This is a genomic window from Pseudodesulfovibrio hydrargyri, assembly GCF_001874525.1.
Lineage (GTDB): Bacteria > Desulfobacterota > Desulfovibrionia > Desulfovibrionales > Desulfovibrionaceae > Pseudodesulfovibrio > Pseudodesulfovibrio hydrargyri.
In genome coordinates, this window is sequence record NZ_LKAQ01000004.1 from 920,937 (window position 1) to 942,006 (window position 21,070).

The following is a 21,070-nucleotide window of genomic DNA, read 5'->3' on the forward strand; positions in this document are numbered from 1 at the left end:
CTGGCCGCCGGAGGCATCAAAAAACCCCGCCCGGCGGATTCGCCGGGCGGGGTTTATTATAAGCGTCACTGGGACGGTTAGTCCCAGGTGCGTTTGTCTTCGATGGGGCGGATCTGCGGGGGCAGGGTGCCGGGGGCGAGGACCTTGAGGATGGGGCGCAGTTTGATCTTTTCGCGGAAGAGGTGGAGGAGTTCCTCCTCCTGATTGAACTGGCCCGCCTCGATGGACAGGATCATCTCGTCGATGCCGCCGGGGTTGGTGACTTCGATCTGCCAGCGTTTGACCTCTTCGAACCGGGCCATGACCTGCTCGACCTGGTGCGGGTACACGAACATGCCCTTGATACGGGCGGTGGTGTCCACGCGGCCGACGATGCCGCCCAGGCGCGGGGAGGTACGGCCGCAGGCGCACGGGGTGCGGTCCAGGTAGCCGAGGTCGCCGGTGGCCAGGCGGATGAGCGGGTAGGTGCGGTTGAAGGCGGTGACCACGATCTCGCCGACCTCGCCGTCCTTGAGCGGAATGCCGGTGTCCGGGTGGCAGATTTCGACGTAGGCGCGGTTGGACAGGTGCAAGCCGGACTTGTGGAAGCACTCGTAGCCGATGCAGCCCACGTCGGCCGTGCCGTAGCCCTGGCGCATGATGCAGTCGAACTTCTTTTCCAGGGTGGAGCGCATCTTCTCGGAGAACTTTTCGCCGGTCACGAAAGCCACTTCCAGGAACAGGTCCTTGCGCAGGGACAGGCCCGCTTCCTCGGCCTTCTGGGCCAGGTGCATGAGGTAGCTGGGCGTGCCCACATAGCCGGTGACGCGCAGCTTCTGCATGATCTCGATCTGCGAATTGGTGTTGCCGGGACCGGCGGGCACCACGGCGCAGGACAGGTTGCGCAGGGGCTCTTCGAACATCAGCCCGGCCGGGGCCAGATGGTAGTTGAAGGTGATCTGGGCCAGGTCGCCGGAGCGGAAGCCCGCGGCGTAAAAACCTTCGGTCCAGCCCCAGTAATCCTCGGAGCGGTCTTCGGGGTCGAAGATCGGGCCCGGGGAAAGGAACACGCGCTGCAGCTCGCCCAGGTCCTTGGTCAGCAGCCCGCCAAGGCGGGGGCCCATGGACTGGAGAAAGATCAGTTCCTTTTTCTTGATGATGGGGATATGCTTGAGATCGTTGAGCACGCGGAACTTGTCCACGTTGAACTGGGCGCGGTCGAACCGCTTCTTGACGTCCTCGGAGTACCTGTAGGCATAGGAAAGCAGCTCTTTCAGCTGCAGCTGGCAATACTGCCTGCGCTCGGACTCGTCGAGCACCTCGCGGCGGGAATAGATTCCCTCGGTACGGTCTTTTCGTGTCATATCTAGCTCCTTGGTGGCTTGGATTCCATATCGGACAGGGAGCGGGACTATACCACGCCGGTCGGATTTTGCAAGAAAAACTTTAAATTTGCAGACATTCCGAACAGTTGCAAGCACAATTCCCCCTCACGCACAAGTTGCAGAATGTGCTTGACACCGGAATACCAAATAGATACTCATACTTTCCCTGACGGGTCATGGGTCGTTAACTCAGTTGGTAGAGTATCTGCCTTTTAAGCAGAGAGTCACTGGTTCGAGCCCAGTACGACCCACCAGAATGCGTCCCCATCGTCTAGTGGCCTAGGACTCCGGCCTCTCACGCCGGCAACAGGGGTTCAAACCCCCTTGGGGACGCCACTGACAAATCAACGGGTTACAGCAAATCGCTGTAACCCGTTTTTGTTTGCGTGGCTCGTCCGCGTGGCTCGAGCGCCACGTCAGCATCACCTGACCAACTTCAGGGCGGGCGATTCCTTGTCCCCGTCATTCCGCCAGGCCGCATCCAAGGCATCCACCGCGCCGGTGCTTTTCTTGACCTTGTGGATGTATCGCTGGGTCGTCGCAATGGACTTGTGACGAAGCAACTGCTGCACTTCCACGATGGTCGCCCCGTTATGGATGGCGATGCTGGCGGACAGATGACGGATTCCGTGATAACCGAAGTTCCTCACGCCGACATCGGCACACAGCCGCCGCAGCCAGCGGTTGTTGATGTCCAGAAGGCCTTCGAACCGACTTCCGAACACCAATTCCTCGTCCCTGGACATCAGCTTCCATTCCGCCAAGTGCGCCCTGAGCATGCCGGAAATGGGCAGTTCGTCGAACTCGGCATTTCCGCTTCTGCGCTTGTTGGTCCAGAAACCGATCATGCCCGTGGTCAGGTTGACTTCCGACCACTTGAGCTTCCACAGTTCGCCCCGACGGGCAGCTGTGTGGAACGCCAACAGAAGGAGTTGCCGTTGCAAGGGGGTCGCCACATCCACGGCCTTGCGGAAGTCCTCCAGGGACGGAACCCACCTCGGGTGGCGCTGCTCGGGGAACTTGTCCACGGACCGGAACGGATTCGTCTTGTCCATTTCCAGATACCGCGCACCCCACTTCCAGGCGGCGGCAAGGTTTTTCCTGTCCCGATTGGCCGTGTTCCCCGTGGTCTGCTTCTTGAGTCGGCTCAGATGGTCCAGGGCCACCACAGGGCTGATCTCATGAACCAGCTGTGTCGGCCTTGCCGTCATTTCGAACAAACGCCGAAAGGCAAGGCGCTTGTCCGAGCAACTTCCCTTGGACCATGTGGCCGTGGCGTAATCCATGTAGGCATTCGCCCAATCCCCGACCAGGACTTCCAGGCCCACGCGATGCATGTCCTTTCGTTTTTCCGCATCGGCGAGCTCCAAGGCTTCTCGGGTCTTGTTTTCCCATTTTTCCGCGTCTTTCATCTTGTCAAAGAGCTGGGTGCGCCTGATTTGAGGCGAACCGTCGGCGGGCGTAAAGCGCACGGCTCCACGCCACCGTTTTCCTTCCTTGTAAGGCATTGTCTTTTCTCCTTATAGGGAAGACCGCTTACCGGGATTCACGCTGCCATAGCTTGTGTTTGTCGGTCAAATTCTTCCGCTGCCGTTTTCTGGCCACAGGAACATCGGCTGGCTGCTCCGAGGCTCCCACGGTGTTCAGTTCCTGGTAAGCTTCCACGTTTTCCCGGAGAAACCGGATTCCACGCGTTCCGACAATGAAGGCCTTCAAACGAACCTTCATATCGCGACGCCTTACAAGGCTTTCGGAAATTCCAAAAAGCTGGGCAACTTGTTTAACCGTCAACACATCATCCACGTTCACAACCTTCAACCGGTTTCGTCGAGCCGGACATCCTGACGCCCAACACACCAGTTCAACACTCCCGGCATGTGCAAAGTCAAACGGCTGGAGGGGGAAAAGAATAAAAAAACGACCCCGCCGGGAAATGGCGGGGCCGCATCTAATAGGAACTGCCCAGGTAGGCGTTCGATATGTCACGGCGACCGGGGGAATGCCCTGCCACTTCCTCGATGGCGTCTCGCGCTTCGTTGTCGAGCCGGGGCCATTCGTCCCCGGCCGTTGCCTGGGCTGCCTCCTGGAACGCCTGCACACTCTCGTGCTGGTTGGGCGGTTCAAAGCCCGCGTGATTCAAATACATTTGATGAAACCTTTCGTGTCGAAGGCCGTGCAGGGTTCCTCCGGCATTTTTGCCCGCAAGGCCGTGTTTCCTGGCCGCATAATCCAGCCGGTGCAGCCATTCGTCGCCCATGCCCTCGGGCATGAGGTTGTGGATACCCTTCCTGTTGAAGGGGGACACGTATTCCCCGGCCCGCTCAAGAGCCGCCTCCTGTTGCGGGGACAAGTTATACAGGGTCCGAGGCCTACCGCCCTTGGTCCCGTATTGTACGAGCAGGCTATGGTTTTCCCTGTCCCAGTCACTGGGCAAATCCAGTTTGGCGGATTCTTCTCGTCGCAGCTCGAGCTCATACATTAACTCGATCTGGACCGCCACCCGACCAGCATGCCGGAACGACGCGTCGTTCCGCATGCTGGTCAGGGATTCTTCAACAACTTCCGGGCTGACCGTGCGGGACGCCTGGTTGGCTATGGACCCGCGCTTGACCCCGAAAGTGTCGTTGTTCCCGCTGATGCGGTCGTTTCCGTAAGCGTCGCAAAGATGCCTGGCGGCACTGAACACCTCGGCTATCCGACCATCACCCACACCGTCCGAGCGCATGACATCCGCCACGCGCTGGAAGTGCTTGTTCGTCAGTTTGGACCATTTCTGGACCCCAAACCCAACCCTTCGTAGCGTCTTCACAAAGAAGCGTCCGTTTTGGCGGATTCGGTACTGTTTCGTTTTCGGACCGGACAAGGTTGCCCGGTTTACCGCATACTTGAGGCTGTCGGATTTTCCCATTGGAATTCTCCTTCCGTTAAAGGTTCGGGGCAGCGCCCCTGGGCCAAGCAGATCGGACTTTTCCCGTTATCCAGGAAAGACCTGCCTGTGGCGGAAACCCACCACGCATCACCGGTCAGGGGTAGAATGAATGCCCGATTCCCATTCGGAAGAGGACTCCGGAAAACCTAGTTAATAAAGGGTGATGCCCCGCAAACGCGTATGTCTTGCGGATTGGATGGCATCCATAGGGGAAGTGCGGCAATGACAGACGTAGATATCTGTCATTCAACCTGTGGCGGGTGCTGCGTTACAGCCTGCGTTTGGATTCTGAAAAGGCCGTTTGTTTGGAAAACGGCGCGCGGATCGTTGAAGCACAAGGCTTCTTCATGCGTCATCAGTTCAGACTAACGTCATGAACTTATGACGCACGGTACGTGCGTTTCACCTCCTTTGGGTTACGGAATTATCCGGTGGATATGCTCCACCCTATGACGCCGCAAAACCTTCGCGCAAGCTCCGGCGGCAGGGTTTCTGCCCCTCCCGCCCATTTTGCCGCGAGCGTGACGCAAGCAGCCGCCGGGGCAAGGCCAAGCCCTGCGGGCGGACGCTTCGCGGTCCGGCCTTGCCCCGACGACTTTACTTGCGCCGTGATTACCGCAGGCGACGGTGAGAGGGATGGCGGGTTCGACTCCGGCTCAAGGGATATTCTCATGTCCCTGCTCACGCATCCACCCCCAAAAGCAACAAATCCCTTGCTACTGATTATCAACTTATTTATTAATCTTGATAAGCAACTAGTTGCTTAACCCTGTTAACAAGGTGGTTGATTAACCATGGCTGAAGATGACGTCGTTGACCTCACCCCTGTGAAGACCCCGGAACAATTGCTGAAGGAAGAAGTCGGGCTTTATCTGAAGATTGTGCGGGAGGCTCAGGGCAAGCCCCTCAGATGGGTCGCCCAGAAGTTGGGATGCACCAGCTCGTTTATATCCCAGATCGAAAAGGGGAACGCTTCGATTCCGCTGGATCGGGTACTGGACTTCTCCCTTGCCTATGATCTTCCTGTGCCGGAGTTCGTTCGAATTGTTCTCGTCGCCATGCACAACGACACTTATCGGGCGCTCATGAGCATACTGGAAAATGACCCGGAAATGGCCCATGCAGCCGATCAGTGCCACTCGACGAACGACGCGAAACTACGAGCCAAACGCCGCAAAATTCTCAATCCGGGACTGAGCTCAAAATCGCTTGATCGAATGCGGGAATTTATCTTGAAGAACCAAAAGCCAACATATGGGGAACCGGTGGCAGGTGACTCGTGATTGATTTACGGAAACAAGACCATCTTGGGGTAACCTCGTCGTCTGAAAATGGAGACATTCACAACAATGACGCATTTCTATTTTTGGGAAATTGCCCTGCCCACAGGTACGAGGCCATAATCACAGACCCACCTTACGAGATCGGAATTGCCGGCAAGGATTGGGATTGCAAAAAGCTGCGGATCGACGTTCTGGCTTATCAATTCCATCGTGTTCTGAAACCTGGCGGCAATGTCTTTGTATTTTGCTCGGATTTTCAATTCGGCGACTGGTATTGTGAACTTTCGCGCTACTTCCCCAAACTGCGCAAGTTTGCCTGGTGCAAGCCCGACTCCGTCGGGTTCAACAAGGGTATGTTTCAGGAAAGCTTCGAACTTGGGTTGCATGCGTGCTCGGAAGACTCATTTTTCGATGATCAAAAATACTACAAAAATCATATGGTCACTGGGAAAACATCGGGGAAAGAACGGCTGATGCCTGACCCCGACGAAGAATGGTCAGAGAAAAAAGGCGAAAAAGCCCTTCATCCCACACAAAAACCGCTGAAAGTGGTCGAAGAACTGGTTACCGCCTTGAGCAAAAAAGGCGACACCATTTTTGACCCCTTTGCCGGCACCGGAACGCTTGGGGTTGCAGCCAAAAAATTGGGAAGGAAATTCGAGATGGTCGAGTACGGCTTCCGGAACCACATTGCGGCATGGGACCGGATTCGAGGGGAAGAGTAAACCATATCCCAACAAGCCGAATCAATATTCGAGCCGAAGCTCGACTGCCCGATTCAACTTCATCCTAAGGTGTTCCCATTTTGGGACGACTCGGGACAACAGGCGATAAAACGCCGCCGAGTGGTTCCTGACGCGCAAATGGCAAAGTTCGTGGAAAATCACGTACTCGATGCAATCCTTCGGCGCTGCGACGAGCTCGGGATTCAGGATGAGCGTACCGCTATTGGTACAGCTTCCCCAACGTTTCCGCATCCGAAGCATTCGCCACTCCGGAACGGTTTTCACGCCGATCCCGGAAGTTCTCTCCAGACACGATCCCACCAGGGAATGGAAAATAGCATCCGCCCGATCACGAAGCCACGCATCCACCAGTTTCTTGGCTTCATCTGCGCCATCCTGGGCCAGGAGGGTCACTTCCAGATGCGCTCCCTTGAGCTTGGCTGAACGTTCGTGGCCAACCAACAGCTTCAACCGATATTGCCGTCCCAGATACCTGACTTCCTCGCCGGAGACATATCGCCTGGCCGGGATGGCCGGGGGATAAGCCGCGAATATCCTCTGCTGCTTGAGGACCCATGCTCCCCGGCTTTTCACCTTGGCCGCTATCTCATCTTCGGTCGCCGTCCGAGGCGCATCCGTGACGACGGAACCATCTGGGAAGACATGAATGGCCAAGGTCTTCCTGGTCGCTGGCCGGATGGAGTAATCGATTCTGGTGGTCCCGTAATGTACGGAACCCCGAGCTGGCAAATCAGGCAAGGTCACGTCTCTTGGCAACAAGAATCAATTTGTCGATGACAGCATCTATCACTTCGCCGGGGAATGTCACACCGGATGATTCCGAAGCATCATACAAAACGTCTTCAATATCGTTCTTCATTTCGTTGACAATATCAATATTGTCGCTCCAATCCCTGATTTTCCTGGATGTTACGGCGTCGTCTATGGATATCGCCATCTGGGGCAAGGAAGCTTCGGCGATCTGCCCTTCCAGCATTTCCCCCAGGATTCCGAAGTAAACGGCGGCTTCGTCCTTGCCCTTGAGGGACGGCGGCAGGTTGCCACGTTCCCCCTGTTGCAAGTCATCCAGCAGCCCTCGCATCTTGCCGAGATATTCGGCATCGGAAAGCCGGTGCGCACGATGGCTGCTGATGGTTTCGTTGATGATTTCCGACAAGCGTTTGAAGAGGACCGGGTCCTCATCCATCCGGACAGTGATTGTTTTCTTCACCCGGGCCGCAATGTGGTCGGCCTTGGCGGCATCTCCCTGGATCAGCTCCAACTGTTGCTCGAAGGCGTCCACGGCAAAGATATCCACCGGGGCGACTACCTCCTGCACGGCATCCGCTCCGATGTGCTTGCTGACCATGTTCTTGAGCTGCTGCTCGTAGGCCGAATAATCCACGGCCTCGCCGAACCGATGCTTGACGGCGTTGCGAAGGTTCAGGAAATCCTTCAAATCGGCCTTGTACCGGCGGATCGTCTTTTCGGGCGTATTGTCGAGAAACCGCGCGCTGCTCAGCGCCAGTTGCAGGGTGTTGGCAAAGAGGCGCAGGGCATCGTAAAATCGCTCCCGAATGTCTTCCGGCTCCAAAGCCAGTTGCATGGCCTCGATGTCCGCCTTGTTCGCGACTTCCTTGAAAATCTCCCAGACATTGGCGTGCCTGGCCTTGAGTTGTTCAATTTCGCCGCTGACGTCGAGAATGGTATTCTCGATGTCGGCCCGGTCGAACCCTTCCTTTTCCAGGGCGGCATAGGTGTCGATGGCTTCATTCAAGGCTCCGAAGATGCCCCGGTAATCCACCACCAGGCCGTAATCCTTGCCGTCCCACAAACGGTTCACCCGGGCGATGGCCTGAAGGATGTTGTGCTCCTTGAGGTTCTTGTCCAGGTAAAGGACGCTGTTCCGGGGCGCGTCGAACCCGGTGAGAAGCTTGTCGATGACGATCAGGATTTCGGGGTCGTCATTGTGGTTGAAGGCGTTGATGATGCTTTCGAGATACTGCTTCTCGTTTCCGTACCGGCGCATCATGTCGTTCCAGAACACCTGCACCTCGGGCATCTTGGATTCATCGGTGGAGGTGTTGCCCTCTCGGCTGTCGGGGGAAGACATGACCACGGCCACGGAGACTTCGTCCTGTTCCGCGAAACACCGAAGGTAGGCCAGAGCCGCCGGGCGGCTGGCAACCGCGAACTGGGCTTTCTTGCCGGTTCCCTTGCAAAACTGCTTGAAATGCTGGGCGATGTCATAAGCGACTTCGGCAATCCGCGACTCGGCGGAAAAGAGCTGCTCGGCCTGCCTGAACTTCTTTTTGAGGTCGCGTTTCTGCTCGGGATTCAGCCCTTCGGTAATACGATCAAACCACTTGTCCAGTTCGGCATCGTCCCCGTGCAGCTCGCTCATGCGCCCTTCGTACCTGAGCGGGGCCACAGCCCGGTCCTGGACCGCCTGATTCATGGTGTATTTGTGGATGAAGCCGCCGAACTGGTCGGCCGTGCTCTTCTCTTTCTTCAGGAGCGGCGTGCCCGTGAAGCCGATATAGCAGGCGTTGGGGAAGACCACGCGCATCTTGGCATGGCTCTGGCCGTATTGGCTGCGATGGCTTTCGTCCACCAGCACGAAGATGTTCCGGTCTTCGTCCTTGGTGCGCTTGTTGGCCACGGTCTCGAATTTGTCGATGATGGTGGTGACGATGGAGGCGCGTTCCCCGGCAATGAGCTTGAGCAGGTGTTCCCCGGTCCGGGCTTGGACCACGTCCTTGCCGCACGCCTTGAAGGTCTTGGAAATCTGGTTGTCCAGGTCGATGCGGTCTGTGACGATGACCACCTTGGGATTCTTGATGCGGGGATTGAGTGCCAGGGCCTTGGCGAGCATGACCATAGTCAGGGATTTGCCCGACCCCGTGGTGTGCCAGATGACCCCGCCCCGACGGCGGCTGTCGCCCTTGACGTCGGTGACCCGATCCACCGTGGCCTTGACCGCGAAATATTGCTGGTAGCGGGCGATTTTCTTGATGCGGCTGTCGTAGATGATGAAACCGTATATGAGTTCCAGAAGCCGCTCCGGGCGCAGGAGGGAATGCAGGGTCTTGTCCTGCGGCGTGGGGGTGCGATGCCCGGAAGTGAGGATACGTGTCAGGGCTTCCCGCTGTTCGTCCGTGGCCTCGGCCATGAGCCGGGACCGTTGCGCTTCGACCAAGGGTGTGTTGACGATGGCGCTCAGGGCTTCATTTTGGCCGTCAGCGTCCTCTTCCTTCCAGATCGACCAGAACTTCGCATCCGTGTCCGTGGTGGCGTACATGGCCCGATTCTGGCTGATTGAAAGCAATATCTGGCTGTAGATGTACAACTCCGGGATTTCCGTGACCCGCTGATTGCGCAGATGCTGGCTGATGCCTTCCTTGATGGCCCCGCGCTGGTCGGGCCGCTTGCACTCGATGATGGCCACAGGAATGCCGTTGACGAAAAGCACGATGTCTGGCCGGCGCACGGCATCGGAGTGGCGCCGCTCGAACTCGAACTCGTCGCACATGTGGTAGACGTTGTTTTCCGGGTGTTCCCAATCGATGTATTTCAGGGAATGGCTTTTCACGGACCCGTCGATGGTCTGCTCCAGGCTGATGCCGAGGGTGAGCAGGTCATAGACCTGCTCGCTGGTGGCTATCAGGCTGTCGAACGGCACCTGAGCGATTTCCCGCACGGCCCGCGCGATATTGGCATCCGAGAACTCGTGCTCCCGCCCCTTGAAGGTGATGGAATTCATCTCCCGCAACCGGGCTTCCAACACGTCCAGCAGGACCGGCATGGACTTGCGCCCTCCACGCATGGACAGGGCCTTGGTGGGCGGGACATACTTGTAGCCAAGCTGTTCCAGCAGGATCAGGGCAGGGGCGTGGGACGCGGCGTATTCCTTGAAATCGATGCTATTCATTGGTGATCTCTCAAGGTTTCGTACACAGCGTGTCTATGGCTATTAAATATGCTGGACTAAACGATTCGAACCCCCATTTTGGAGGTTCAATTTTCCCGGTGGCAAATTCCCCACATAATTCAACCAAAGGGACTTTGGACTCTACGCCTAACGCCACCTTCATTCTTTCAAAATAAGCCGTAGATTGGGATCGCGCAAAAATTTCAAAGGGCGCACTCCTGTACCCTGTATATAGCAATGAAACGGGATACCAAAGATGCCCTTCCTCCCTACCATTAAGATAACTATGCAGATATAAGAAAAAATCTGCCTGCATCAGATGGTAAAAGCTTAAGGACGGGCACATGTCGGCCCGACCTTTCAACATGTCGGCATGAATTGATCTTCTATTCAATTCAAGGCGGGCATTTCGCACATCATTGAGCCCCCCGAGATATGGTCGATAGTGAGTGTACGACTTCATAGGATGTTCATTGGAGCTAAACCGACCGACGAAATAGAAATCCTGTACCAATTCGGGAACCACTTCAAAGCGTTCTTCCTTCAAGGCAATGGCAACGGCGCATAAGAACAACTCATGAAGAAAAAATCGGTAATTGTCGGCAGCAATTTCCACCCATTGATGCCTTCCATCATCGGGCCACTGGGTAAACGGATAAAGCCTTTCAATGAACCGACGAAGAGTCTCTCCAGCCTGCTGAGCAGGGACATATCGAATTAAGATTGCGAAAAATTCAACCAGCTCGTTTTTGGGTTCTTCCAGCATCTCGATGCTCCGCACCAAGCGATCGTCCAGTTCCCCATCACCTTCAGGCTCAACCCGAAAACGCTCAAGGTTCTCGACAACCGTATCGAAATAGTCCCTGCAGGCCCCAAGAGCATTTGCTTTCCCAGCTTGAAGCGCCGTCATGGCCACTCGTTGCTTCGAGGAACTTCCGAGAGTGATTTCTTCGTCACTAAGAATATACGCAGGCGGTTTTCCCAATTCCGGCTTTTTAAAAACCGGCTTGTTGAAGATCGCCCGTAGCAACTGTTCAAATCCCTTCTCAAACAAATCAGGGGTAGACATATCGATATAACTTCTACCCGAAAGAAATATCGGGCAGCATGCTTGGCCCTGTTCATCCCGTTCCATTATGATCGGGATATATCTTTGCTCCTTGCTCGCGGGATCCGCTTGGCCGTAAATCTCCGGGGTGATGATGAGCGTTTCTGTTCCAACCCCGCCTTTGCGGCTATCGGCTTTTTCCGCATAGGCTTTGTCGCAGAGCATAAGGACCTTGGAGATATTGGCGTCCGCCCTCATCTGCTCCATATATTTGTTGACGTCCGCACCTTCTACAAGGTCCCATTTATCCAGCACCACATCGACACCCATCTCGACAAGCCGCTCCGCAAGAGCGACGACCTGTGATTCGTAATCGGGGGTTGTCCAGCTATAGGAAATAAACACTTTGGGGACGGAATTTTCAATATTGCTCATGCTTGCACCGTATTGTTATAAACAAGGCCGGGAAGGAGGCCCTCCCGGCCATTCATTCTATCGTTCTCCACAGGCCGGGTTATATTTCGCTCGAATAGCCTGTTCGATTTCTTTACGCCCGGCTTGCTGCTTGTTCGGGGTGTAGTGAGGGGCACATCCTAATATCCCCCGGCTGTGACGGCCCCAACACCCAGCACGATCATGAGTTTCGACACGAGACTTAAGTCCTTTCGATTCTCCAACATCCAGTACTGTCCATTTCTCGGTCGCATCTTTGCGCGTCAGGATCGTATATACCCCCGAGCGGTCTTCTAGATCATCAGTCGAGGTGTATGGTCCCTCCGCTGGATAGCCAGCAATGGTTATAGACATGTTTTTTCCTTAAACAGATGAATGAGCCGTCTTGAACTATACCGGACCATTATGTATGCTCCGCGTACGCTTATGGCGGAGGTCCGATGAACCTGCAACGGCTCGTGTTCGAGCAGGTTGACCTCAAGGGCGGTCTGATGGTTCCAGCATCAGGCCGCTTTTCTTGTGGACTTCAATCATTTCCCTTCTCCTAGCCAGCTACCCTTTGGGCGGGTATGGGTCGTTGCCGTAGCTGTTTTTTTCACGGATTCTTCCATCCTTTCCGTGAATGCTGACCTCAAGGCCTTCCCGTTTCCCCTGGTCAATGGCTCGTTCCCGAGCTTCGGCCTGGGTTTCGGCTTTGAAGGAAGCGCGCTTTGCGCCGCCTTTCTTGCCTTGCCAGCCGCCATCAGGATGGGGCGTGACATGCATGTCTTTACCACTCATTGATCTCACCTCCTTTGGTGCTCATTTTCCGGTTGTCCGGTTGCGAAATTTATAACTTCTTTGCCGCCCAATACGCCGCCACTTTGTCGATGATGGCGTGGGCGATCTTGTCCATGTGCTTCCCTTTCGAGTAGTCCGCCGGGGCCACATAATGAACCCGGCCTTCGCTCCTCAACTGCTCGGCAAGCTCCTTCGAAGTCTTCGGTTTATACACAGCGATGGAATGTCCTCCCTGCGCTTTGACAAGCCGCATACACGGGACATCCGTCGCCCCATCACCGATGAAAATCATATTGGTGAACGGCACTTCTCGTTGATCGGCCTCGATATACTGGTTGATTTTCTTGTTGTCGCAGATGTCCCGAACCCCCTTGTTGATCCGAAACAGGAACTGCGTCTTGGTCGTATAGTTGACGGCAAGCCCGGGGGCCTCGGCGACGCCATGTTGGTCGTACATGAACGACGAAGCGAACACGTCGGTAAACTTGTTGGCAATGCTCGTTCCCAAAAGCATTTCCCGTATTCCGGAGGAGATGATGTAATGTTGGGGAATCAGCCCTTTCTCTTTGGCATAGTCGTCAACTCGGTCAAACCACCCCGATACCCCGGGGAACATCTCGATACCCTTGGCGTATTGCTTGAAGTCCTGCCGCGTGACCCTCATGTCGTTTTCTTTGGCCTTTCGAAGCATCAGATACATGTAGGCAAGAATTTCATCTGCCTGCTGATCCTTGGCGCGCCTTTTCACCTCATTCCAGAACGTTTTACTGGTCAGTTTGAGTTTCGGGATGAAGTCGTATTCCTGCATATTCCCAGGGGCAAGCGTGCCGTCGAAGTCGTAGACAAATGCAATTCTCTGTTTGCGAAAGCTCATGCGGCCCCCTTCAGAATTGTTTTTAGATTTTTTCTAGACTTCAAAATATACCCTCTCCGGTCGCCGAAGCCAAGCCTTCACGCCGCGTGCTCACAACTATCTTTTATAGTTAATTTTAATTTGCACGCGTTATGATTTTACTCGCACTTTTCCGGTCAATAATTGCTGCATGAGACCCTTTTTCTGTTCCTTGAGGGCGACGAGCTGATTGCGGTGTTCCTCGATTTCCTGTTCGGCCTTGTCGAGGATCTCGGCGATTTTTCCCTGTTCTTCCATGCTCGGCAACGGGATGTGAATTTTGGCAAATTCCTTCCAACGAAGGCTCCCTCGTCTATCCACCGATGCGCTTGTCCGGGTCTGGAATATGTGGCGGTACCATTCGGTCTTCAGCAACTTGAAAAGAAAACCGTCGTGAACGACACCCGATGTTTTGAAGACCGTGTACATGGGGCTGATCAGGGCCTTGTCATGAAGGTCTTGATATCCGATGGACCCCTCTTCGATATGGTTCGTCGCGTAGGCGAAGGCCCCTCTCGGAACAACCTTGTAGGTGGACAGGTCCTTGCTGAAGACCTGCTTTCCAAAGTAGGCCAGGGAATCGACGAGGCCAGAATGTTTGGTGCAGGAAAGCACCGGGAGCGAGGTTTTCGTTCCGTTCTTCTGCGATACCGCCACAGCGATATCCCCGATGGTCGGATACCCCCAGTCCTCTGGGAGGTCGTAAGACTTGGTCTTCTGCCGTGCCTGGGACTTCACAAATTCCCCGAACCGCACCTTGCCCGTCAGGAGCCGCTGCATGAGTCCCGCTTTCCGCCGCTCCTTGGCCTCGATTATGGCCTCGGCCTTCTCGATGGCACGGTCCCAGGTGGACAAAATTGTGGCAATGGCCTGTTGCTCTTTTTTCGGTGGGAAAGGAAGCTTTAACCGGGAAAAACGTTTAACTCCTAGATGTGCTATCGAAGTCGTCTGACTTGCTATGGATGCAAAAACACCAATCTGAAGGCAAAGCTGAAAAAGCTGCAAAGCATATTTAGGATCACATTCTGGCCCTGGTCGAAAACGTACTAAAGTGTTTTGAAAACAGCAGCTTGCAGGCTTTCCTGCATATATTGCTGGGCGGCCAACAAGCTCAAGGCTTTGCCCTTCATTAAGGAGGATGTCCCCCTGGGCTAACTTATAGATTTCATATTCTTTATCTGAAAAGGGCATTTGTTTTATATCCGAGGTGTCGATGAACCCATCGAATACATTGGCAACTCTAAGATAACACCTCATCTTACCCTCAACAAAATGAGGAGAGCGTTGACGACCTGCTTGCACTTGTCCCTGCGAAGAGACCATCTTTAATGGCCAAGGGGTGGACTTAAAAACCATCGCTATACCCATGCTGATATTGAAATATTTACCATTTACTCACTACGATCAGTCTAACAGTGGTAATGATCTTTAATATGCCTATGGAAATATGATCCTTTTGAACCGGCATTTAAAAAGGCGGTAAAAACGGATTTCGGCACACCACAAAAACGGTACCGAGTTGATCCAGATCGAAAGACTACTTCCATTGTCATGGAGACCTCATCATAACCGATGGACCTGATCGCTCTTGAAGACACCGAGTGATGCTGCATGTCATTCCTCCTCTTTTCCCTTGGTTTCAAGCGCCTTCTTTTCCGCAGCCTTTACCCGTCGGGCGACCTTTGCCAAATCCTCATCCGGCACGGGCAGTTCCTCGGGCATGGTTCCGCCTAACTCCTTGATGGTCTGGCGGACCTTCTTGCCGACCTCGAAATGGGTCTGGTTGGCCGCTTGTTTGCCCCGGATGTTCTCGCGCCGAAGCTTCTCCTCGGTCTGCGTGGCACGAAACAGGTTGGCGGCAAGTTCAGTGCTGCCCATGTTGTCGAGGATGTTTTGACTCTTTTTCAGCCCCTTGCGTTGATGGATGCCCTTGGCGTCGAGGCCGCCGTACAATCCCTTGTAGCCGTGGTTCTGGAAGATGGCGAAATCAAGGCCGGATTCGACCCCGGCCTGCTGGGCGGCCTTCACCAGTTGCTTGTTGTGCTCCTTCATCTCCTCGCGCAAGAACAGCCGCTTCTCTTCTTCCTTGAGCTGCTGGAACGACTCGTCATCCGCCAGTTCCTGCCGACGGGTCTGGATGGCAAAATAGGTCTGCCCATTGGCGATGACCGGCTTTGAGGGATCGGCATTCTGCACGATCAGGTAACAGGCGTAGCGGCTGAGGGCATAGGACTCCATGGCCCTCTGCCCCCCCTTGCCCAGGGCGATCATCTCGTGGACCTCCACGAAATGATCGGACACCGGCTGACCGCTGTTTTCACAGCTCGTTTTAGCCTTTTCTATGACGGGGAGGAAGTTGCGGTATTCCCCGTAGCCAAGCACTTTCGACAACTGGCGGGCCAGCCAAAAATCATCCCCGTTCTCGTCCTGAAGCTTCAGCTCTTCAAAAGTCAGGTGGTGCGCCTTCTCGACGCTTCGTTCCCTGGTCATTACAGCACCCCCAGCTCTTCCAGGTATCCGGCCATTTCCTTGCGGACTTCGGCCAGCTCCTTTTCCAGTTCCTCGATCTCGCCCTGTACTTTGGCGATGTTCACTTCTTCCTCTTCCTCGAAGGTGTCCACATAGCGAGGGATATTCAAGTTGAAATCATTCTCCTTGAGTTCATCGAACCCGGCGGCATAGGCGTACTTGTCCACGAACTCGCGGGCCTTGTACGTGTCCACGATCTTCCGGACATCCTCGGGGCGCAGCTTGTTCTGGTTCTTGGCGTCGGCGTATTCCCGGCTGGCGTCGATGAACAGGACATCCTTGTCAGGCCGATTGCGCTTGAACACCAGGATGGCCGCCGGGATGCCCGTGCCGAAGAACAGGTTGGCGGGCAGGCCGATGACGGCATCCAGAAGGTTCTCCTCAATGAGCTGCTGCCGGATCTTGCCTTCCGCGCCGCCCCGGAAAAGCACGCCGTGCGGCACGACCACGCCGACCCGCCCGGATTCCAGGGTGGTGGTCTCGATCATGTGCGAAATAAAGGCGTAATCCGCCTTGGACTTGGGCGGCAGGCCGCGATGGAACCGATTATGCGGATCGCTCTGGGCCGACTTGTAGCCCCACTTATCGAGGGAGAAGGGCGGATTGGCCACCACCACCTCGAACTTCATGGTGGTGTCGTCCTCGATCAGCTTGGGTTCACGCAGGGTGTCGCCCCATTCGACCCTGGCCCGGTCCATGCCGTGCAGAAACATATTCATCTTGGCGAGCGCCCAGGTCTCGCCGTTGATCTCCTGCCCGTACAGGGAAAAATCCTCGGACGTCCGGCGGACCCGGTTGCCGCACTTGATGAGCAACGAGCCCGAACCGCAGGCGGGATCGCAGATGCGCTCGCCCGGCTGGGGATCAACCAGTTCCGCGATCAACTCCGAGACCTCCGGCGGCGTGTAGAATTCCCCGGCCTTCTTGCCCGCACCGGCGGCGAAGTTGGCGATAAGGTATTCATAGGCATTGCCGATGACATCCAGGTTGCCCACCCGCGACGGGCGCAGATCCAGGCGAGGGTCATTGAGGTCCTCCAGGAACTTCTTCAGACGGCGGTTGCGGTCCTTGGTCTTGCCGAGATTCGCCTCGGAATTGTAGTCGATATTGCGGAAGACGCCCTGCAACTTGGCACGGTTCGCGTCTTCAATCTTCTCAAAGGTGGTGTTGATGACCTCACCCACATTGGTGGCGTTGCGCTGGTCGAAAAGGTCATAGAAGGTGCACCCTTCCGGCATGACGAAACGCTCCCTGGCCAGACGGCGCCCGATGCGCTCCTTGTCGCCCTTGAACTGCTGGCTCAACTCGTCATACCGCTCGCGGTAAACGTCCGAGAGATACTTCACGAAAAGCATCGCCAGGATATAATCCTTGTACTGGCTGGCGTTGAGGATGCCCCGGAACGTGTCGCACGCCTTGAAAAGGATATCATTGATCTCTTTCTGGTTCACTTTGGTGGTGGTCATATATTCTCCGTTAATTTTACTCTTGCGATGCGGCGTCCAGTATCTCGGACAACAGCAATTCCCGCTGCTCCACGATCCGCTCCGTCAGAATTTTTTCTTGCAAACCACACTGGTAGACCTTGGCTATCAGCGCTTGCCTTTCGAGAGACGGCACCGGAACCGGAAGCGCCTCCAACGTCTTTCGGGTGATATGCGGCAAGGCCGTCCCGGCCGCGCACTGCCCATAATATCGCTGGGCCTGCTTGCTGTTCAGGAACCAGGCCAGATAGTCCGGACGAACCAACGCGGGGTTGGCCTTGATAATGAAGAAATGCGGCGCGGCGACGGCTTTCTTGAGCGGCTTGTCGACCAGCGCCCCGAAAAACCGCATCCCCCGGTTCACGAAAAGGATATCCCCTTGCTCCAGAAAAGTAGGGCGGCGGCGCCCAGTCGGCACGACCTTGGGCAACCGATTCTCGTTTACCCCCAGAACAGGGTCCACATTCTTAAGCTGGACCACGGATATCGTGCCTTCCGGATCGTGTTCAATCCTGCCCCGAAACGGATGCCCGGCGAACAATTTCGCCACGCGCTTCAAAGAAGCCGATTGATATTTTGAATGCACCAATCTTTTTGTTTTTTCTTGAATCATGTGTTTCGATATAAGTAAGCGAGATCGATTCGTCAAGTGCAGTTTGCATTTTGATGCAAAAAATATTTCAAGTATGTCTCGGCGAACTTCTCGGCCCTGATGGTCAGCGTCCTGTGAGATCGTCCAATATATCACCAATTGGAGCGTGAGGATTGTCGAAATGAAGGCAGAGGGGGGGAGGGGCCGGATGTCTAATTGCGGGAAAGGTCATTAAGCAGACACTTTCGATTGCCCGTGTGCCCCCCCTAACAGGCACCATTTCTTGAAAGGAATTGTTCTCGATCGGTCGATTTTGATCGGCTGGGCTTCATCTCGTCCTGCTCAAAATCAATTTGAATACTTGATGCTGTAATCGTTCAGCATCCTGGCAAGCAGGGGAAAGTTCTCTTTTTTCCATTCCATGCACAAAAAGTATTTGCCCAAGGCGTCGTTATAATAACGCCGCCGTCCTTTGGCATCAAAGACCTTGAAGGGATCTGTCGTCAAAACAGGATGCCCCAAACCCAATACTTTTCGACAAAAGACCTGATCCTGCAAAAGACCAATATCCTTTTGTGAAAGTTTTTGAACCAATATGCCCATGACAAGAAACAAATAATCTTTACTTGTTTTATTGCCCAAGGCTGTTGGCAACTTTGTTCCCTTTATCTCAACAAAAGATTTTATTCTGTTTTTTCTGTAAATAGCGTGATTGACCTTGGAAACAGTTTCTTCATCTTCATTATCATACTTCCCATGGCATTCTTTACACAAAAATGCACATGTTTCTGATATGGGATAATGTGACACCTCTATCAGATGAACCGTTTCATCTATTTCAATAGAATATTCGGAACCTACTTTTTCAGAACGCTCCAAACATTCTTTTATGATATCATTTCTTTTTCTGGTCATCAGATGAGCGGATTGCAACGATCTCCTTTTTCCGCAACAATCACAGACAGCATTTTTCTTATATGGCCGGGTAGTTTCCTTGATATTATTGCGGACCTTGGGGCCCAAGAAACACACGAAGTCGTCATGAGAAATGGTGCAGGTGGCCATGTTAACCTCTTTTCTTTTATATTACAATATGATAAAGAATAAATGTTGTCAACAATTATTTGAAAGTCGATAGCCTCGCCTGAGATTGCAAAGGGGCCCCATTTCCACGTGGCTCGCCCGTGGCTCCATGCGTGTCAAACGTGCTTTTCGTGGCGTTGGTGGCGTTTGCAAATGGCTGAAATCACGTAGGTAAGCGGCCTCCCGTGGTTTTCAGTATACCCTCTCACGCCGGCAACAGGGGTTCAAACCCCCTTGGGGACGCCACTGACAAATCAACGGGTTACGGTTTGCGCCGTGACCCGTTTTTTGCGTGCAGATGAACGCGGAAACACCCCCGGACTCATTTGATCCCGGGGCTTTTTCTTTTTCATCGGAGCCTCCTTGGGAAGACCTGGGCCATTGTCTCGCCGGACAACGCCCCACGCCGCAACAAAGGAGTCCACCGACAGGATCAGGCAAAAAAACCGGAGGATCGCGTATTCCGCAACACCGTTTGGTGCTGCTATGAACAGGCCTCGGATGAATCCGCTTCGGCGGTTTGCGCGCGGCACCTCGGGAGACACGGCCTTGGGAGACGGTATCGTCCCGCGGCATGGCCTCAGGCCGTCCGGTTTGCCACTTTGTGACACCGCACCGGTTGTAAACACCAAATTTATAGCAATTCCAACATGTTTTCCCGGGGCAGTCATCCGGGGAAAAAAATGATATGGTGGGGCGTTCCGTCCACATGGGTGGGGGATCGCCCCCAAAACTGCATGCAATCAATTTTGCTTCGGCAAGTTTTAACTCAAAAAAGTTGAGGGAAAAATGGAGAAAGCAAAAGTCTACTTCACGGACTTTCGGACCAAGGCGTTCGGCGACGGATTGCCCACCAAGCTCAAAAAGATGCTCAAAAAGGCGGGCATCGGCGACATCGACATGGGCGGCCGGTTCGTGGCCATCAAGATGCACTTCGGCGAGCTGGGGAACATCAGCTATCTGCGGCCCAACTACGCCAAGGCCGTGGCCGACCTGGTCAAGGAGCTGGGCGGCAAGCCGTTCCTGACCGACTGCAACACCATGTATCCGGGCAAGCGCAAGAACGCCCTGGAGCACCTGGAATGCGCCTGGGAAAACGGCTTCACGCCCCTGACCGTGGGCTGTCCCGTGCTCATCGGCGACGGCCTCAAGGGCACCGACGACGTCGAGGTTCCGGTTGAGGGCGGCGAATACGTCAAGGCGGCCAAGATCGGACGGGCCATCATGGACGCCGACGTGTTCATCAGCCTGACCCACTTCAAGGGCCATGAGATGACCGGCTTCGGCGGCACGATCAAGAACATCGGCATGGGCTGCGGCTCCCGCGCGGGCAAGACCGAGCAGCACAGCGGCGGCAAGCCGGACATCGACGAGGAAAAATGCGTGGGCTGCCGCGCCTGCCTCAAGGAATGCGCCAACGACGCCCTGCATTTCGACGCCGAGGCCAAGAAATCCCGCATCAACCACGACAACTGCGTGGGCTGCGGCCGGTGTCTGGGTGCCTGCAACTTCGACGCCATCGCCTTTGGCCTGGATTCCGCCATCGGCGACCTCAACCGGAAGATGGCCGAGTACACCAAGGCCGTGGTCGACGGCCGCCCGCAGTTCCACATCTCCCTGATCGTGGACGTCTCCCCCAACTGCGACTGCCACGGCGAGAACGACGCGCCCATCCTGCCCAACCTGGGCATGCTGGCCTCCGCCGACCCCCTGGCCCTGGACCAGGCCTGCGTGGACGCCTGCATGAAGGCCACCCCGCTGCCCGGCAGCCAGCTCGCGGACAACCTGGCCAAGAAGGATTTCGTGGACCACCACGACCACTTCACCAATTCCAAGCCCGAGTCCGAATGGAAGACCTGCATGGACCATGCGGAGAAGATCGGGCTGGGCACCCGGGATTACGAGCTGATCGTGGTTAAATAGGACCCGGCGGCCCCTCCGGGCACCAAAACGAAACAACGGGTTACGGCGTATGTC

At 55.2% G+C, this 21,070-nt stretch carries 19 protein-coding genes and 2 tRNA genes; 5 read left to right on the top strand and 16 right to left on the bottom strand.

The genetic code is table 11. The features are described from left to right. Positions 1 to 77: 77 nt before the first annotated feature. Positions 78 to 1,343, bottom strand: a complete 1,266-nt coding sequence (locus BerOc1_RS08670; protein ID WP_071545318.1) for a phenylacetate--CoA ligase family protein — start codon at positions 1,341 to 1,343, stop codon at positions 78 to 80. A gap of 199 nt (positions 1,344 to 1,542) precedes the next feature. On the opposite strand from BerOc1_RS08670, the gene BerOc1_RS08675 reads away from it, so the two are divergent. Continuing rightward, a tRNA-Lys gene (locus tag BerOc1_RS08675) sits at positions 1,543 to 1,618 on the top strand. Between the two features lie 6 nt (positions 1,619 to 1,624). Next, a tRNA-Glu gene (locus BerOc1_RS08680) sits at positions 1,625 to 1,700 on the top strand. Between the two features lie 86 nt (positions 1,701 to 1,786). On the opposite strand, the gene BerOc1_RS08685 is transcribed toward BerOc1_RS08680, so the two are convergent. The 3 genes from BerOc1_RS08685 to BerOc1_RS08695 form a co-directional block, all read right to left on the bottom strand. Continuing rightward, on the bottom strand, positions 1,787 to 2,872 hold the full coding sequence (locus BerOc1_RS08685; protein ID WP_071545319.1) for a site-specific integrase: 1,086 nt from the start codon (positions 2,870 to 2,872) through the stop codon (positions 1,787 to 1,789). 28 nt (positions 2,873 to 2,900) lie between these two features. After that, a complete protein-coding gene (locus BerOc1_RS19085; RefSeq protein ID WP_165610802.1) occupies positions 2,901 to 3,167 on the bottom strand; it encodes a helix-turn-helix domain-containing protein in 267 nt (88 codons plus the stop codon). Positions 3,168 to 3,312: 145 nt separating this feature from the next. Further along, positions 3,313 to 4,272 (bottom strand): integrase domain-containing protein, encoded by a 960-nt coding sequence (locus BerOc1_RS08695; protein ID WP_071545321.1) that lies wholly within the window; start codon positions 4,270 to 4,272, stop codon positions 3,313 to 3,315. An 815-nt stretch (positions 4,273 to 5,087) separates the two neighbouring features. On the opposite strand from BerOc1_RS08695, the gene BerOc1_RS08700 reads away from it, so the two are divergent. Together BerOc1_RS08700 and BerOc1_RS08705 are read left to right on the top strand one after the other, a co-directional pair. Next, positions 5,088 to 5,576, top strand: coding sequence for a helix-turn-helix domain-containing protein (locus tag BerOc1_RS08700; protein ID WP_071545322.1), 489 nt, complete (start codon positions 5,088 to 5,090; stop codon positions 5,574 to 5,576). Continuing rightward, complete coding sequence (locus BerOc1_RS08705) at positions 5,573 to 6,301, top strand: DNA-methyltransferase (RefSeq protein WP_071545323.1); 729 nt, start codon at positions 5,573 to 5,575, stop codon at positions 6,299 to 6,301. Before BerOc1_RS08700 ends, BerOc1_RS08705 begins: the two co-directional genes overlap by 4 nt. Before the next feature lie 21 nt (positions 6,302 to 6,322). On the opposite strand, the gene BerOc1_RS08710 is transcribed toward BerOc1_RS08705, so the two are convergent. The 12 genes from BerOc1_RS08710 to BerOc1_RS18850 all read right to left on the bottom strand — a co-directional run bounded on the left by BerOc1_RS08710 (position 6,323) and on the right by BerOc1_RS18850 (position 19,075). Then, complete coding sequence (locus BerOc1_RS08710; RefSeq protein ID WP_207503302.1) at positions 6,323 to 6,976, bottom strand: M48 family metallopeptidase; 654 nt, start codon at positions 6,974 to 6,976, stop codon at positions 6,323 to 6,325. Between the two features lie 76 nt (positions 6,977 to 7,052). Continuing rightward, positions 7,053 to 10,232 carry a type I restriction endonuclease subunit R gene (locus BerOc1_RS08715; RefSeq protein WP_071545325.1) on the bottom strand — a complete coding sequence of 1,060 codons (3,180 nt, stop codon included), beginning with the start codon at positions 10,230 to 10,232 and terminating at the stop codon, positions 7,053 to 7,055. 10 nt (positions 10,233 to 10,242) lie between these two features. Continuing rightward, complete coding sequence (locus BerOc1_RS08720) at positions 10,243 to 11,715, bottom strand: toll/interleukin-1 receptor domain-containing protein (protein WP_071545326.1); 1,473 nt, start codon at positions 11,713 to 11,715, stop codon at positions 10,243 to 10,245. 57 nt (positions 11,716 to 11,772) lie between these two features. Further along, positions 11,773 to 12,087 (bottom strand): hypothetical protein, encoded by a 315-nt coding sequence (locus BerOc1_RS18845; RefSeq protein WP_129586513.1) that lies wholly within the window; start codon positions 12,085 to 12,087, stop codon positions 11,773 to 11,775. Between the two features lie 198 nt (positions 12,088 to 12,285). Further along, positions 12,286 to 12,513 carry a DUF2188 domain-containing protein gene (locus BerOc1_RS08725; protein WP_014322838.1) on the bottom strand — a complete coding sequence of 76 codons (228 nt, stop codon included), beginning with the start codon at positions 12,511 to 12,513 and terminating at the stop codon, positions 12,286 to 12,288. A gap of 49 nt (positions 12,514 to 12,562) precedes the next feature. Further along, the gene (locus tag BerOc1_RS08730; RefSeq protein ID WP_071545327.1) at positions 12,563 to 13,387 is read right to left on the bottom strand and encodes an HAD family hydrolase; all 825 of its coding nucleotides are present in this window, start codon (positions 13,385 to 13,387) and stop codon (positions 12,563 to 12,565) included. A gap of 129 nt (positions 13,388 to 13,516) precedes the next feature. Continuing rightward, the gene (locus tag BerOc1_RS08735) at positions 13,517 to 14,773 is read right to left on the bottom strand and encodes a restriction endonuclease subunit S (protein ID WP_084641283.1); all 1,257 of its coding nucleotides are present in this window, start codon (positions 14,771 to 14,773) and stop codon (positions 13,517 to 13,519) included. Between the two features lie 41 nt (positions 14,774 to 14,814). After that, positions 14,815 to 15,018 (bottom strand): KTSC domain-containing protein, encoded by a 204-nt coding sequence (locus BerOc1_RS19510; RefSeq protein WP_071545329.1) that lies wholly within the window; start codon positions 15,016 to 15,018, stop codon positions 14,815 to 14,817. A 1-nt stretch (position 15,019) separates the two neighbouring features. Then, positions 15,020 to 15,895: a DNA damage-inducible protein D gene (dinD, locus tag BerOc1_RS08745; RefSeq protein WP_071545330.1), complete on the bottom strand. Its 876-nt coding sequence runs from the start codon at positions 15,893 to 15,895 to the stop codon at positions 15,020 to 15,022. Next, positions 15,895 to 17,400, bottom strand: a complete 1,506-nt coding sequence (locus BerOc1_RS08750) for a type I restriction-modification system subunit M (protein ID WP_071545331.1) — start codon at positions 17,398 to 17,400, stop codon at positions 15,895 to 15,897. The genes dinD and BerOc1_RS08750 overlap by 1 nt, the downstream gene beginning before the upstream one ends. A gap of 16 nt (positions 17,401 to 17,416) precedes the next feature. Next, positions 17,417 to 18,031: a restriction endonuclease subunit S gene (locus tag BerOc1_RS08755; RefSeq protein WP_129586514.1), complete on the bottom strand. Its 615-nt coding sequence runs from the start codon at positions 18,029 to 18,031 to the stop codon at positions 17,417 to 17,419. 327 nt (positions 18,032 to 18,358) lie between these two features. After that, the gene (locus tag BerOc1_RS18850) at positions 18,359 to 19,075 is read right to left on the bottom strand and encodes a hypothetical protein (protein WP_129586515.1); all 717 of its coding nucleotides are present in this window, start codon (positions 19,073 to 19,075) and stop codon (positions 18,359 to 18,361) included. An 807-nt stretch (positions 19,076 to 19,882) separates the two neighbouring features. Between BerOc1_RS18850 and BerOc1_RS08760 the strand changes: the two genes are divergently transcribed. Further along, the gene (locus BerOc1_RS08760) at positions 19,883 to 21,016 is read left to right on the top strand and encodes a DUF362 domain-containing protein (RefSeq protein ID WP_071545333.1); all 1,134 of its coding nucleotides are present in this window, start codon (positions 19,883 to 19,885) and stop codon (positions 21,014 to 21,016) included. Positions 21,017 to 21,070: the final 54 nt, after the last annotated feature.

Coding starts and splice junctions, on each gene's coding strand:
- BerOc1_RS08670 (WP_071545318.1), bottom strand. CDS start 1,343: ATGACACGAAAAGACCGTACCGAGGGAATCTATTCCCGCCGCGAGGTG.
- BerOc1_RS08685 (WP_071545319.1), bottom strand. CDS start 2,872: ATGCCTTACAAGGAAGGAAAACGGTGGCGTGGAGCCGTGCGCTTTACG.
- BerOc1_RS08695 (WP_071545321.1), bottom strand. CDS start 4,272: ATGGGAAAATCCGACAGCCTCAAGTATGCGGTAAACCGGGCAACCTTG.
- BerOc1_RS08700 (WP_071545322.1), top strand. CDS start 5,088: ATGGCTGAAGATGACGTCGTTGACCTCACCCCTGTGAAGACCCCGGAA.
- BerOc1_RS08715 (WP_071545325.1), bottom strand. CDS start 10,232: ATGAATAGCATCGATTTCAAGGAATACGCCGCGTCCCACGCCCCTGCC.
- BerOc1_RS08720 (WP_071545326.1), bottom strand. CDS start 11,715: ATGAGCAATATTGAAAATTCCGTCCCCAAAGTGTTTATTTCCTATAGC.
- BerOc1_RS18845 (WP_129586513.1), bottom strand. CDS start 12,087: ATGTCTATAACCATTGCTGGCTATCCAGCGGAGGGACCATACACCTCG.
- BerOc1_RS08725 (WP_014322838.1), bottom strand. CDS start 12,513: ATGAGTGGTAAAGACATGCATGTCACGCCCCATCCTGATGGCGGCTGG.
- BerOc1_RS08730 (WP_071545327.1), bottom strand. CDS start 13,387: ATGAGCTTTCGCAAACAGAGAATTGCATTTGTCTACGACTTCGACGGC.
- BerOc1_RS08735 (WP_084641283.1), bottom strand. CDS start 14,773: ATGGGTATAGCGATGGTTTTTAAGTCCACCCCTTGGCCATTAAAGATG.
- BerOc1_RS19510 (WP_071545329.1), bottom strand. CDS start 15,018: ATGCAGCATCACTCGGTGTCTTCAAGAGCGATCAGGTCCATCGGTTAT.
- dinD (WP_071545330.1), bottom strand. CDS start 15,895: ATGACCAGGGAACGAAGCGTCGAGAAGGCGCACCACCTGACTTTTGAA.
- BerOc1_RS08750 (WP_071545331.1), bottom strand. CDS start 17,400: ATGACCACCACCAAAGTGAACCAGAAAGAGATCAATGATATCCTTTTC.
- BerOc1_RS08755 (WP_129586514.1), bottom strand. CDS start 18,031: ATGATTCAAGAAAAAACAAAAAGATTGGTGCATTCAAAATATCAATCG.
- BerOc1_RS18850 (WP_129586515.1), bottom strand. CDS start 19,075: ATGGCCACCTGCACCATTTCTCATGACGACTTCGTGTGTTTCTTGGGC.
- BerOc1_RS08760 (WP_071545333.1), top strand. CDS start 19,883: ATGGAGAAAGCAAAAGTCTACTTCACGGACTTTCGGACCAAGGCGTTC.